This is a genomic window from Tatumella citrea (assembly GCF_002163585.1).
Lineage (GTDB): Bacteria > Pseudomonadota > Gammaproteobacteria > Enterobacterales > Enterobacteriaceae > Tatumella > Tatumella citrea.
Window position 1 is genome coordinate 675608 of the sequence record NZ_CP015579.1, and the last position, 13947, is coordinate 689554.

The 13947-nt window shown below is 50.2% G+C and carries 12 protein-coding genes and 1 riboswitch; of the genes, 7 read left to right on the top strand and 5 right to left on the bottom strand.

The window, feature by feature from the left end; all coding sequences use genetic code 11:
- Positions 1–96: 96 nt before the first annotated feature.
- Positions 97–720, bottom strand: coding sequence for a TIGR04211 family SH3 domain-containing protein (locus tag A7K98_RS03260; RefSeq protein ID WP_087487280.1), 624 nt, complete (start codon positions 718–720; stop codon positions 97–99).
- 201 nt (positions 721–921) lie between these two features.
- On the opposite strand from A7K98_RS03260, the gene A7K98_RS03265 reads away from it, so the two are divergent.
- From A7K98_RS03265 to hldE, 3 genes are all read left to right on the top strand, one after another.
- Positions 922–2238 carry a CYTH domain-containing protein gene (locus tag A7K98_RS03265; protein WP_087487281.1) on the top strand — a complete coding sequence of 439 codons (1317 nt, stop codon included), beginning with the start codon at positions 922–924 and terminating at the stop codon, positions 2236–2238.
- 45 nt (positions 2239–2283) lie between these two features.
- Positions 2284–5124, top strand: a complete 2841-nt coding sequence (gene glnE / locus A7K98_RS03270; protein WP_087487282.1) for a bifunctional [glutamate--ammonia ligase]-adenylyl-L-tyrosine phosphorylase/[glutamate--ammonia-ligase] adenylyltransferase — start codon at positions 2284–2286, stop codon at positions 5122–5124.
- 182 nt (positions 5125–5306) lie between these two features.
- Positions 5307–6737 (top strand): bifunctional D-glycero-beta-D-manno-heptose-7-phosphate kinase/D-glycero-beta-D-manno-heptose 1-phosphate adenylyltransferase HldE, encoded by a 1431-nt coding sequence (hldE, locus tag A7K98_RS03275; protein WP_087487283.1) that lies wholly within the window; start codon positions 5307–5309, stop codon positions 6735–6737.
- Positions 6738–6787: 50 nt separating this feature from the next.
- On the opposite strand, the gene ubiK is transcribed toward hldE, so the two are convergent.
- The gene (gene ubiK, locus A7K98_RS03280; RefSeq protein ID WP_087487284.1) at positions 6788–7084 is read right to left on the bottom strand and encodes a ubiquinone biosynthesis accessory factor UbiK; all 297 of its coding nucleotides are present in this window, start codon (positions 7082–7084) and stop codon (positions 6788–6790) included.
- A 182-nt stretch (positions 7085–7266) separates the two neighbouring features.
- A riboswitch (FMN riboswitch) is annotated at positions 7267–7415 on the top strand.
- A 106-nt stretch (positions 7416–7521) separates the two neighbouring features.
- Here ubiK and ribB point away from each other — a divergent pair.
- Positions 7522–8178 carry a 3,4-dihydroxy-2-butanone-4-phosphate synthase gene (gene ribB, locus A7K98_RS03285; RefSeq protein ID WP_087487285.1) on the top strand — a complete coding sequence of 219 codons (657 nt, stop codon included), beginning with the start codon at positions 7522–7524 and terminating at the stop codon, positions 8176–8178.
- A gap of 200 nt (positions 8179–8378) precedes the next feature.
- Positions 8379–9164, top strand: coding sequence for a 4,5-DOPA-extradiol-dioxygenase (gene ygiD, locus A7K98_RS03290; RefSeq protein WP_087487286.1), 786 nt, complete (start codon positions 8379–8381; stop codon positions 9162–9164).
- A gap of 48 nt (positions 9165–9212) precedes the next feature.
- Here the strand turns inward: ygiD and A7K98_RS03295 are convergent, their stop codons facing one another.
- From A7K98_RS03295 to tolC, 3 genes are all read right to left on the bottom strand, one after another.
- Positions 9213–10373, bottom strand: coding sequence for a glutathionylspermidine synthase family protein (locus A7K98_RS03295; RefSeq protein ID WP_087487287.1), 1161 nt, complete (start codon positions 10371–10373; stop codon positions 9213–9215).
- 8 nt (positions 10374–10381) lie between these two features.
- Complete coding sequence (locus A7K98_RS03300) at positions 10382–11041, bottom strand: DUF1190 family protein (RefSeq protein WP_087487288.1); 660 nt, start codon at positions 11039–11041, stop codon at positions 10382–10384.
- Positions 11042–11182: 141 nt separating this feature from the next.
- The gene (tolC, locus tag A7K98_RS03305) at positions 11183–12655 is read right to left on the bottom strand and encodes an outer membrane channel protein TolC (protein ID WP_087487289.1); all 1473 of its coding nucleotides are present in this window, start codon (positions 12653–12655) and stop codon (positions 11183–11185) included.
- A gap of 223 nt (positions 12656–12878) precedes the next feature.
- Between tolC and nudF the strand changes: the two genes are divergently transcribed.
- Positions 12879–13514: an ADP-ribose diphosphatase gene (nudF, locus tag A7K98_RS03310; RefSeq protein WP_087487290.1), complete on the top strand. Its 636-nt coding sequence runs from the start codon at positions 12879–12881 to the stop codon at positions 13512–13514.
- Positions 13511–13936 carry a DUF1249 family protein gene (locus A7K98_RS03315; protein WP_087487291.1) on the top strand — a complete coding sequence of 142 codons (426 nt, stop codon included), beginning with the start codon at positions 13511–13513 and terminating at the stop codon, positions 13934–13936. Before nudF ends, A7K98_RS03315 begins: the two co-directional genes overlap by 4 nt.
- The last annotated feature ends 11 nt before the right edge of the window (positions 13937–13947 follow it).

Here is a 13947-nt window from a genome sequence, read left to right on the forward strand (position 1 = left end):
CTGTTAGCCGTTCGCCGCTGCTGGCTGAAAAGTCAGAGCTTAGCGTACGAAATACCCTGCAGGAATGCGCGGTATTCCGCAGAAAACCGGAAGTTATCAGCGCATCCAGCGGTCATTACTTTTACGGCGCGGGATCATCCGTGGCAGTAACAATCCAAGCAGCAGGCCCAGGCCCATTACGCCACCACCATACATAAACCACTGCATGATAATCGCTCGTTGCTTGTCATCCAACTGAACATTTGCTGCCGCCACTTTTTTCTGCGCGACAATCAGAGAATTTTTCAGGGTCTGGTTTTCCTGTTTCAGCGCATCAATGGCACTGTCACTGCCAGCCACTTTCTTCTGCATATCGGCAGTTCGCTGATTCCAGCTATTGTCGATATTCGCCAGCTTATCGGTCAGTTGCTTCACCTGCTGCTGCAGTTGTGGTACCTGAGTACGCAGGCTGGGAGTGTCACTCAGCTGTGATAACGGAATCCAGGTGGTGTTGCCGGCAGAATCGCGAATTTCACCGTATTTGGTGTCAGGATTAGTTTGCAACAATGTGACCTGATCGCCAGCGTTGACTTTGCCAACCAGACGATACTGGTCGCCAGGTCCACTACGAACCCAGGTGGAAAGCTCATCAGAAATATAGCGGGTAGTATCTGCATGAACTACAGGAGCTATACTGCTGAAAGCCAGGAGAAAAATACCAGTGCGTGTAAGTTTATTCATTCGACGTCGTTTTTGCATATTATATAGGTAAATTTTAATGCCACAGTCTGGAGAGGGGCCGGACAGATATAAATGAGAACTATCTTGTTCTCGGCGATGCTAAAGCCTAACAAATCAAAGACAGTGCGTCTTTAGTCGATTACTCTGGAAACGGAGTAATTTACCGGTTTATTGATAGTAATTGTGACATTCAGAGATCCTATGACCATCGAAACAGAATTAAAGTTCATTGCCAGTTCACAGGCAGCCTCACAACTGGCAGAACGGCTTAACCGCTGGCCACATCAACACTCTGCGCCACAGGCACTGGCCAACATCTATTTTGAGACGCCTGATAACCAGTTACGCCGCTGGGATATGGGATTGCGTATCCGTGGAATTAATCAACAGTACGAAATGACGCTGAAAACCAGCGGTCAGACTATCGGCGGTCTGCATCAGCGCCCTGAATTCAATGTCAGTCTGCAAAATGACGTGCTGGATATTCGTCTGCTGCCTGAAAATGTCTGGCCTCAGGGCGCGGACATTCAGGAACTGCAACAGCGGTTGCAGCCGTTGTTCCGGACTGATTTTGTTCGTGAAAAGTGGCTGGTGAGTTACGAAGACAGTGAGATTGAAGTGGCTTTTGATCAGGGGGCTGTTATTGCCGGGGAGCTACAGACGCCGTTATTTGAGGTGGAACTGGAGCTAAAGCAGGGCTCACGCCAGGCGTTGATGGCCTTTGCCTTCGATTTAATTAGTGACGGGGGGCTGCGGCCAGGAAGCCTGAGTAAAGCGGCCAGAGGTTACCATCTGGCTCAGGGTAATCCGCCGAAAAGTATCCGACCGTTCCCGCGTTTGCAGACAGAGAAAAAACTGAACTGCGAACAAGGGCTGCAAACCATGTTGTCGGTGTTGTTGAATGAATGGCAATACCATGAAGAGCTTTGGCTGGAAGGCAACAGCGATGCCGGTGCACGGGTTGCTGAGATTCTGCTGGCACTTCGTGAAGTGTTCACTTTGTTTGGTAGCATGCTCCCCCGCAAAGCCAGCGGCTCGTTGCGCGAATCACTGCTGACGCTGAGTCAGGAAATGGCCACTACTCCGGCCGAAGAACTCTGTTTCTCTGCCCGCTGGAGTGAAACCCAGTTAGCGCTTACTCACTGGCTGACCGAGCAGCCCTGGAAGTCAGTTCTGGAAGAGAAGCACAGAAAAAAATTGCAGGGATCGTTTAAACGTTTTTGTGATGTGATGCTGGGCCGTGTATTTGCAGAACTCAAAGCGACCACTGCCGAATTTAATCAGCCGACCGAATATCAGGACAAATCACAACGTATTCATAAGCAGTTGCTGGCGGTATGTCTGTTATGTGGCGCGTACCCCCTGGTAGCGGTGGACAGCTGGCTGGAACCCTGGTGGCTGGTACTTCAGCAAATCCATCAGGGGCGCTATCAGGATCTGCCGTGGACGATTCGTTCGCTGCACCGTCAGGCACCGTTCTGGATTAACGGTAGCGAAGCGCACAAAATCGGCGAATAACTGACGCAGGACCGGCTTTCTCATTGGATGTGACAGGATAAGTTTATGTTGCCGTTACCTTTGTTAATGAAAGAACAGACCCAAAAAATGGCAGAGTTGCTTGAGCTGCCTGTGGCATCCCTCAGCGAGCCGGAATCTGCAGCGCTGGCATTCAGCGATTTTATTGCCGAAAACCTGCAACAACAGCCGGAATGGCGCAGTAAATTACAGCAACATCCTCCGCAGCCTGATGAGTGGCAACAGTATGCAGGCTGGTTGCAGGAGTGGCTGGCAGGTGCCGACAGTGAGGCTGCAATGATGCAGGCGCTGCGGCATTTCCGTCGCTATATGATGGTACGAATTGGCTGGATGCAATGCCTGTCCCTTTCAGACACAGAACACAGTTTGTTGCAGCTTAGCGAACTGGCCGAAGTATTAATTATTGCGACCCGTGACTGGTGTTATCGCCAGTGCTGCATTGACTGGGGGACTCCGTGCAATGCTGACGGCGTGGAACAGCAACTCTATATACTGGGAATGGGCAAGCTTGGTGGCCGTGAGCTGAATTTTTCCTCTGATATCGATTTGATTTTTGCCTGGCCGGAGAACGGAGTGACCCGTGGCGGAAGGCGTGAGCTGGATAATACTCAGTTTTTTACCCGAATGGGGCAGCGGCTGATAAAAATGCTGGATCAGCAAACTACTGATGGTTTTGTCTACCGGGTCGATATGCGGCTGAGACCATTTGGTGACAGCGGGCCACTGGTCATGAGCTATGCAGCACTGGAAGATTACTACCAGGAGCAGGGCCGGGACTGGGAACGTTATGCGATGGTCAAAGCGCGCATCATGGGACCGGAGGATGATCAGGGCTATCAGGAGCTTCAGCAAATGCTGCGGCCGTTTATCTACCGCCGCTATATTGATTTTAGCGTTATTCAGTCTCTGCGGACCATGAAGAGCATGATTGCCCGTGAGGTACGGCGTCGGGGGCTGTCAGATAACATAAAACTGGGTGCCGGCGGAATTCGCGAATGCGAATTTATCGTGCAGGTGTTTCAGTTAATCCGGGGGGGACGTGAGCGTTCACTTCAGCAGCGCTCCTGGCTGGCTGCACTGGAAGCCATTGCCGGACTGGGTTTATTGCCCCCGTTGCAGGTCAGTCAGTTACGGGATGCCTGGCTCTGGTTACGCCGTCTGGAGAACCTGCTGCAGAGTATCAATGATGAGCAAACGCAGACATTACCGTCTGATGAGCTGCATCGTGAACGCCTGGCCTGGGCAATGGGTGAAAACGGCTGGTCAGGTCTGAGCGACCGGCTGGCAGAGCATATGGAACGGGTAAGGACGATTTTTAATGATCTGATTGGCGAAGATGTTCCGGAAGCCGCAGAGCAGTCTGAACTCAGCGATTACAGTGAACTCTGGCTGGGCGATTATCAGCCAGAAGAATTAGCACCACTGACCCCTGAACTGAATGATGAACAGCGTCAGCGGTTGCTCAGAGTATTGCAGGATTTTCGCAATGATGTGGCGCGACGGACTATCGGGCCACGGGGTCGGCTGGCATTAGACCAGCTGATGCCACGCCTGCTTTCCGGGCTTTGTGGTAGTTCGCAGGCGGATGAGACGTTGCACCGGCTGATACCGCTACTGACCGGAGTGCTGACCCGCAGCACCTATCTGGAGCTGCTGACTGAATATCCGGCAGCATTATCCCACCTGATCCGTCTGTGTGCGGCTTCACCGATGGTAGCCGATCAGCTGGCCCGCCATCCGTTGTTGCTGGATGAGCTGCTTGATCCGGCAACACTTTATCAGCCAACCGCAACTGATGCTTATCGTGATGAGTTGCGTCAGTATCTGATGCGTATTCCGGTGGATGATGAAGAGCAACAGCTGGAAGCATTACGCCAGTTTAAACTGACACAGCATCTGCGAATCGCGGCGGCGGATCTCGCCAGAACACTGCCGGTGATGAAAGTGAGTGATCACCTTACCTGGCTGGCAGAGGCCATTCTGGAAACTGTCGTTCAACAAGCATGGAACATGATGGTCGCGCGCTATGGCAGGCCTTCTCACCTGAGTGATCAGCAACAACGTGGTTTTGCTGTTGTCGGGTACGGCAAACTGGGCGGGCTTGAGCTGGGCTACAGTTCCGATTTAGATCTGGTGTTTTTACATGACAGCCCGGAAACCTCGGTTACCGATGGAGAGCGTAGCATTGACAGTCGTCAGTTCTATCTGCGGCTGACTCAACGGGTCATGCATTTATTCAGCACCCGGACCGCATCCGGTATTTTGTACGAGGTAGATGCCAGGCTCCGTCCATCCGGAGCTGCCGGAATGCTGGTCAGCACCTGTGATGCATTTCGTCAGTATCAGCTGGAAGAAGCCTGGACCTGGGAACATCAGGCTCTGGTGAGAGCACGCGTAGTCTTTGGTGAACCGGCTCTGGCTAACCGCTTTAATGATATCCGGCGTGAAGTTCTTACCCGGCCGAGAGAGCCGCAGAAACTGCAGGACGAAGTGCGTGAAATGCGTGAAAAAATGCGTCAGCACCTGGGTAATAAGCATAAAGGACGCTGGGATATCAAAGCCGACAGCGGAGGAATTACGGATATTGAATTTATTGCCCAGTATCTGGTGCTGCGCTATGCCGCTGAACAACCAACACTGACCCGCTGGCCGGATAATGTCCGGATTTTTGAAGCTATGGCAGGAGGGGGAATAGTGCCGGACCAGGAAGCCGCAGAGCTGACGACTACCTATGTCACGCTGCGGGATACTCTGCACCATCTGGCGTTGCAGTCTTTACCTGGCCATGTAGATCCGCAAATCTTTGAACAACAGCGTCAGATTGTCAGCCAGAGCTGGCAACACTGGCTGGAACAACCTGCGGAATAAAAACAATAACCTGTTTGAATAATGGCAACTTTTTACTGCTGTTGTTGCCTTAACTGAGATTGACTTTGCCGGCTGTGTCGCATAGCCGGCTACATTGTTTACAGATAACCACTCCTGATGAGTGTTTATGTTATTATCGGCAAAATTTTTTAGTCTGATTTACACGCTCTGGAGTCGCTGGAATGAAAGTAACGCTGCCTGATTTTGGCCGTGCGGGTGTATTGGTAATTGGTGACGTCATGTTAGATCGTTACTGGTATGGACCGACACAACGAATATCTCCTGAAGCCCCTGTGCCTGTGGTTAAAGTCGAAACCATCGAAGAACGTCCCGGTGGTGCTGCCAACGTGGCAATGAATATCGCCGCGCTGGGTACTACGTCACGGCTGATTGGGCTGACCGGGGCAGATGAAGCCGCGCAGACCTTATCCCGTACCCTCGAAAATGTGAATGTTGGCTGTGATTTTGTCAAAGTCAGTACACATCCGACGATTACTAAACTACGTATTCTTTCAAGAAATCAGCAGCTTATTCGCCTTGATTTTGAGGAAGGATTTGAAAATATCGATCCAGAACCGATTAATCAGCAGATGCGTGCTACTGTCGGAAATGTAGGCGCGGTGGTGTTATCTGATTATGCAAAAGGCGCATTGTCTGATGTACAGACGCTGATTGGTATTGCCCGTGATGCCGGTGTTCCGGTACTGATTGATCCGAAAGGCACCGATTTTGAACGTTATCGTGGCGCCACACTACTGACTCCAAATCTTTCTGAGTTTGAAGCCGTCGCCGGAAAATGCCGTGATGTTGACGATATTGTCGAGCGGGGAATGGCACTGCTCACTGATTATGATCTGTCGGCACTGCTGGTGACCCGGTCAGAAAACGGAATGACACTGCTACAGCCGGGTAAAGAACCTGTGCATTTACCCACTCTGGCGCAGGAAGTTTATGATGTGACCGGCGCCGGTGACACAGTGATTGGCGTGCTGGCAGCTGCGTTGGCCGCGGGTTGTTCTCTGGAAGATGCCTGTTTCCTGGCCAATGCGGGAGCCGGAGTGGTGGTTGGTAAACTGGGTACTTCTACTGTCAGCCCGGTCGAACTGGAAAATGCTATTCACGCCCGTCCGGACAGTGGTTTCGGTGTTATGGATGAGCAACAACTGAAAGCCGCCGTAGAACAAGCCCGTGCCCGTGGTGAGAAAGTAGTGATGACCAACGGTGTGTTTGATATTTTGCATGCCGGGCATGTCTCTTACCTGGCGAATGCCCGTCAGTTGGGTGACCGACTGATAGTTGCGGTCAACAGCGATGCTTCCACCCGACGTCTGAAAGGCGACAGCCGGCCGGTTAACCCGTTAATCAACCGGATGATTGTGCTGGGTGCACTGGAAGCTGTGGACTGGGTGGTATCGTTTGAAGAAGATACACCACAACGTTTGATCAGCGAAATATTGCCGGATCTGTTGGTGAAAGGCGGTGATTATAAGCCTGAGCAGGTCGCTGGTGGTAAAGAAGTGGTCGCAAATGGCGGGGAAGTTCGGATTCTGAATTTTGAAGATGGAATTTCTACTACCAATATCATTAAAACTATCAAAAGCCGTTCTTCCTGATAACAGCAGGCATGCGGGAGTGTACGCTCCCGCAGTTAGCCAGTGCCGGATTAGGCTTCGCTGTCTGTCGGCGATGCTGGTTTTACGGCTGGGGTAGTCACCGGGTTAGCCGCAGCTTCCAGGGCGTTAAGACGCTGCTCCAGGGCGGTCAGCTTTTCGCGGGTACGCAGTAATACCTGAGTCTGAACATCAAATTCTTCCCGGTTGACTAAATCCATACGACCCAGCTGAGCCTGCAGTACCTGACGAATTTTTTTCTCAACATCATCACCTAAGTTACGGATTCCCTGTGGCATTGCATCCTGTACCTGACGTGCGAGTTGTTCAATTTTTTTAGTATCAATCATGACAGATTCCTGTAGTTGTCGCCAGAAAGCGAATGAGGTGCTGCCGGTGGCGCCCCCTGAATAAGTTAAGTGTAATGCCTCTGCCGGAAACGGGAAACCTATAAATTAAACCGCAGGATCTGATAATAACTTTTAGTGGTCAGGTGATTGCCGTTTCTGACATTTGGGGATATAGTGATTTTGCTTATTCTCAGGGCGGGGCGAAATTCCCCACCGGCGGTAAATCAGTTTTCACTGAAAGCCCGCGAGCGCTTCAGCCTTTGGCTGAAGGTCAGCAGATCCGGTGTAATTCCGGGGCCGACGGTTAGAGTCCGGATGGGAGAGGGTAACGATACATTAGTGAACCTGATCGGTTCTGACCGTTATTTTTTGTCTTACTGACATTCCTCCTAAGCTGCCCTGGTTCTGGTAACATTTATCATAAAAGGGTTTTTACCATGAATCAGACTCTTCTTTCTGAATTTGGCACGCCTGAAGAGCGTGTAGAACGTGCATTTGCAGCACTACGTGAAAATCGTGGTGTGATGGTGCTTGATGACGAAAATCGTGAAAACGAAGCGGATATGATTTTCGCTGCAGAGACCATGACTGTTGAGCAGATGGCTCTGACCATTCGTCACGGCAGTGGCATCGTTTGCCTGTGCATGACCGAACAGCGTCGCCGTCAGCTCGATTTACCGATGATGGTTGATAACAATACCAGCCCATACGGCACCGGTTTTACTGTGACTATCGAAGCCGCTCAGGGAGTCACCACGGGTGTGTCTGCGAAAGACCGAATCACTACCGTGCGCGCTGCTGTCGCTGATGATGCCCAGCCTTCTGATCTTAACCGTCCTGGCCATGTGTTCCCGTTGCGTGCCCGCGAAGGTGGTGTTCTGACCCGTGGTGGACATACTGAGGCGACGGTTGATCTGGTCCGTCTGGCCGGATTTAAATCGATGGGCGTACTCTGTGAGCTGACCAATGATGATGGGTCAATGGCACGTGCACCTGAAGCCATTGTGTTTGCTAAACAGCATAATATGCCGGTTGTCACTATCGAAGATCTGGTCGCCTGGCGCCAGCAGCACGATAATCGTCAGGCTGTCTGAATACAGCACAACCTGTAATCATTTTTAGAAAAGCTGGCAAGTCTGCCAGCTTTTTTTATGCCTGCCAGCCAGACCTTCCACAGCCCTTCTGCATATCATTCAAAATCTCTGAATATGATCATCATTATCCGCCGGGTGTATTCCTTGTAGAAAAGAGTATTTTGTAGCACATGAGCAATCTGACTTTGCGGAGAAAAATTATGACGGGTTCACGTATGCCGGTTCTGTTTTTAGGACATGGCAGCCCAATGAATGTTCTGGAAGATAATCGTTATACACAATGTTGGCAGGCGCTGGGACAACAGTTACCACGGCCAAAAGCCATCCTGGCGATTTCCGCGCACTGGTATACCCACGGTACAGCAGTGACCGCGATGGATAAACCTCGTACCATCCATGACTTTGGTGGATTCCCGCAGGCATTGTTTGACACATTGTACAATGCACCAGGATCTCCGGAGCTGGCTGAACAGGTCGCAAATTTATTGTCTCCGGTGCCAGTGATTATGGATCACAACTGGGGTTTGGATCATGGTTCCTGGGGCGTATTGATCAAAATGTACCCGGATGCATCAATTCCGGTAGTTCAGTTGAGTATTGATGGTACTCAACCGGCTGAATATCATTTTGCACTGGGGCAAAAACTGGCCGCGTTACGCTCGCAGGGAGTGATGATTGTAGCCAGTGGTAATGTGGTGCATAACCTGCGTAAAGCCCGCTGGGGTGGTGGTGATGAAGCCTATCCATGGGCAGTATCATTTAATGATTATGTCCGGGAAAATCTGCAATGGCAGGGTAATCCGGCGCAGCATCCGTTAGTGAATTTTATGCAGCACGACGGGGCCGCATTATCGAATCCTTCTGTGGAACACTATCTGCCACTGTTGTATGTGCTGGGTGCGGCATCACCTGAAGACAAAATTTCAGTGCCAATTGACGGGATTGAAATGGGGTCGTTAAGTATGTTGTCAGTGCTGGTGGAATAAACGGCCGGAATAGCAGGGGGCAAACAGTGTTGTCCCCTGTGAAATGGTTTAGCTGGTAAAGAAATGCGGATAAAACCGTGACAGATCCTGAGTAATCAGCTGTTTATCTTCACGCAGACCAATACCTGCAGGCTGGTCATCAATCAGCCAGCTGCCAATAACCGTATGGTTATCCCCGAATACGGGTAACGGATGGTATTGCTGGATAATCGATCCTTCTTCACCATAAGGACCGTCAGCCTCGGCAATTTCACGACCTTGTTCGATGATCCGGATATTGGCACCTTCACGGGAAAACAGCGGTTTCACCACATATTTCTCCGGAAGTGGCGGGTTATCCTCACAGAACCAGGCAGGCAACAGATTTGGATGCCCGGGAAACATCTCCCAAAGAAGTGGCAGAATAGCTTTATTCGAGATAATGCTTTTCCATGCAGGTTCCAGCCAGCGAACACCGGCATCAGCCAGTTTCATGGAAAACGATTCACGGAACATAAACTCCCACGGGTAGAGTTTAAACAAATTACTGATCACCTGATCCTGCATATCTGTGAACTGGCCCTTTTCACCCAGCCCGATATCGTCGATATACAAAAACTCATTCGGTAACCCAGCCTCTGTTGCACAATCCTGTAAGTACTGAATCGTTGCGCGGTCTTCACTGGTATCACGACAGCAACTCATATGCAGGTAATTGATCCCGGATTGCTGGTGCAGCTGAGCGAACCGTTCAATGAGTTTTTCCTGCAAACTGTTGAACTGATCACTGCCTGCCGGCAACAGCCCGGCGGCTGACTGATCTTCCAGCCAGATCCACTGAAAAAATGCCGCTTCATACAATGAGGTAGGAGTATCGGCATTATTTTCCAGCAGTTTCGCGTCACCGCTGCCACTCCACGCCAGATCGAGTCGTGAATAAAGCGATGGCTGACGGCTATGCCATGAGCTGATCACAAATTCCCTGACATGTTTTGGAATGCGGAATTTATCCAGTAGCTGCTCACTGCCAACCACTTTTTCCACGGCCTGCAGGCACATCTGATGCAGTTCGGCTGTGACACTTTCCAGATATTCAATCTGGGACAGGCTAAACTGATAACAGGCTTCTTCACTCCAGTAAGGCTCGCCATACATAGTGTGAAAATTAAAACCATACTCTTCAGCTTTACGGCGCCAGTCAGGTCGTTCTGCAATGGTAATTCGTTGCATAATCTGGCTTAGCCCCCGAATGAGCGGGAAGTGCTACGGCTTGCTGGCCCGGCACTTTGCCGTTGCATACTGTTCTGTCGAGCCACCGACTCACCAAATCCACCACGGGTGATAGTGCTGGTTGTTGCAGGTTTTGGTGCCATGGCACTTTTCGGTACTGTGGCCGTTCGGCCGGCGGCGGCCGGACCATAAGATTTGCCGGAAGCATCGACAAACTGGCCATTCGCCGGGCTGGCCGGATTACGCGGGGTAAACAGCGGCTGAGCCATGCCTCCACCCATCATACGGCCCATCATATAACCTGCCATTAACGGCATCCAGAAGCTGCCACTTTGCTGTGGTTCGGCTGCAGTGGATGCCTGAGCCGGAGCTGGCTGGCACTGATTTTCACCGAATTCGGCTACACAATCTTCACGGCTGGCATATTTAGGTGCCGTCCGTGCTGCTTCTTTGACTGCATTATTGTAAGCCACGCTGCATTGAGCTTCATGGCCGGGGTTTGCCGAACTACACTGATCGGCATTCATATACATCGCGACTTTTTCATCTTTTTGTTCGCAACCACTCAGCAGTACAACTGCCGAAATGGCAACTGCAACCGGCGTCAGATGGCGTGCCTGCCAGCTTTTTCGAAAAGCAGCATGACGGATATTTTTTGTCCGTTTCATTTTATTTTTCCATAGCCCAAAGGTCAGGGATAAGAATAGGGGAAGGACGGTTAAAAATGAAGCGACAGGGCCTGGCGGGTGCGGATCTTTACGTTGTTATACATACATTTGCCGGGGAGGTCATTCCCCGGCAAATTTATATTACTGACTGAAAGGATTTCCGCTATGGCGCGTAGCACGAGGTTTTCGTGCTGCTGCCGGTGTGGCTTTTGCCGGGGTATCAGAACCATCGGCATAAGCTTCCTGTTGCGGGTTTTCCGGGGCCACTATATCGGGTGACGTTGGTACTGGCTTACCTAACTGTGAGTTCAGTACTGCCAGGTCCTGTTCATTCAGCGTACCCAGCGCGTATTTAATATTCAGCTGGTTGATCATGTAGCTGTAACGGGCATCAGAAAGCTGCTGCTTGGCATTATACAGGGTGGTAGTTGCATCCAGTACGTCAACGATTGTACGGGTACCCACCTGATAGCCAGCTTCCATGGCATCCAGTGAACTTTGCGCAGAAACTACCGCCTGTTTGTAAGCGTTGATACTGCTGATAGACGCATTAACGTTGTTAAATGAAGAACGTACGGTCTGAATAGCAGAGCGGTGTGCGGATTCCAGCTTTTCGCCAGCTCCGGCAAAATTATATTCCGCCTGTTTTACCTGAGAGGTCACAGAGCCGCCGCTATACAACGGAATGGACAAGCTCAGGCCAATCTGATTGGTGCCGGTAATATTGTTATCATTAGAGCTGGTTGTATTGGCATATCTGCCGCCATAACGGGTATTTGACAGACTGGTAGAGGCCGTCAGGCCCAGTGTTGGCATATGTCCGGCTTCTGCAGATTTAATCTCCTCACGGGCTAAATCCTGGGTCAGACGAGCTGATAATAAGGTCAGATTGTGATTATCTGCTTCTTTAAGAAGCGCATTAATCGCTTCAGGACGCTGGGTTCTGAACACAGAAACATTCAATGAAGCCAGTGCGTTATAATCATTTCCGGTCACCTGACGCAATGCTTCCATCATATTGTCGAGGTTATTACGGGCGGTGACTTCACTGGCCAGTACGGAGTCATATTGCGCTCTGGCGTTCTGTACATCCGTAATCGCTACCAGGCCAACATTGAAACGTTGGGTTGTCTGGTCTAATTCACGATAGATGGACTGTTTTTGTGCTTCGGTATATGAAAGTGTATCAATTGCATTCAGAACATTAAAATAGGCTGTTGCGGTATTCAGTATCAGATCCTGTTGAGCGACCTGGTATGTTACGTCCTGAATTCCTGCCGTTTTTTCCTGAAGTGTTAACGCACGCCATTTCGACATATCAAAAATAGTCTGAGTTAACTGCAGTGATGCGCTGACTGCATTAGAGTGCAGCCCGCTACCATCACGGTACCCGCTATTGAAAGCGTAATCGCCGCCCAAACCTAACTGAGGTAATAACGGGCTGCGTGATTCATTGATTTTCTCAAATGCGGCATCACGGTCGGCAGCAGCACTGCGCAGGTCCGGGTTAGTAGCCCTGGCCTGTTGGTAAACCTGAAGTAAATCTTCGGCCTGGCTAAGCTGAGAGAAGCCGGCAAGACTCAGGCTAATAAAAATGGGGAGCAATTTTTTCATTTGCATTCCTTGTATTGCAGCGAAATTGCATAAAATGGTGCTGTCGGGAGCCAAAAAATAATCAGCGATTCTAGCAGAGTAAGATGGCATCTTAAGTTGGCTGAACGTGCCTTCTGCTCAGGATCACGTGAAATAAAGGACCAGAATCCCCTGCAACGGGGTGTAACAATTGCAGTATATAACTTTACATCAGCTTGTCAGTATACGTTATCAGGAGTCAACGATGCATAAATTAACATCATCTCCGATTATTTTCGGGCGCAGTGATGTCGAAATTATTACCAGAGATCAGGTTTATAACGGTTTTTTCTCATTAGTAAAGTACCAGTTTCGCCACCGTTTATATAACGGAGGAATGAGTGATGTGGTTATCCGTGAAGTCCTGGAACGTGGAAATGCTGTAGTATTGATGCTGTATGATGCAAACCGCGACCAACTGGTTCTGACAGAACAAATCCGTATTCCTGCCTATGATAATTCAGTGACTCCCTGGTTACTGGAGATGGTGGCGGGTATGATCGAGCCAGGGGAGTCCGATGAAGATGTTGCCCGCCGTGAAGCAATGGAAGAAGCAGGATTAACCGTTGGCCGTATTAAACCTGTGCTAAATTATCTGACAAGCCCCGGGGGAACCAGTGAACGAATTTCGATAATGGTCGGAGAAGTCGATGCCAGCCAGGCGACGGGATATCACGGGCTCGAAGAAGAGAATGAGGATATTCTGGTTCGGGTGGTGAGCCGGGGACAGGCTTATCAATGGGTAGAAGAGGGGATTATAGATAACGCAGCCTCAGTAATTGCTTTGCAATGGCTGGAACTGCACCACGAAAGACTGAAACAAGAGTGGATAACCACATGAGACAACGTTACACCCCGGATTTTCCTGAGATGATGCGACTTAATGAGACTAATTACGCTCAGTTGCGTCGTCTGTTACCACGTGATGAACAGGAAGGTGCCACAATTACCTATCAGATCAATGGTGCCAGATATCGTCTGACCATTGAAGAATCAACGCGTTACACAACCAGAGTCAATATCAGCCAGATAGCTCCTGCAGTAAGTTACTGGAGTCTGCCAGCGATGTCTGTCAGACTTTATCATGATGCTATGGTTGCGGAAGTGTGTTCGACTCAACAGATCTATCGTTTTAAAGCACGCTATGATTACCCGAATAAAAAATTGCATCAGCGTGATGAAAAACATCAGATAAACCAGTTTCTTGCCGAATGGCTACGTTATTGCCTGATTCACGGAGCAATGGCAGAGGCCGTATATTAAAGAATAATGGT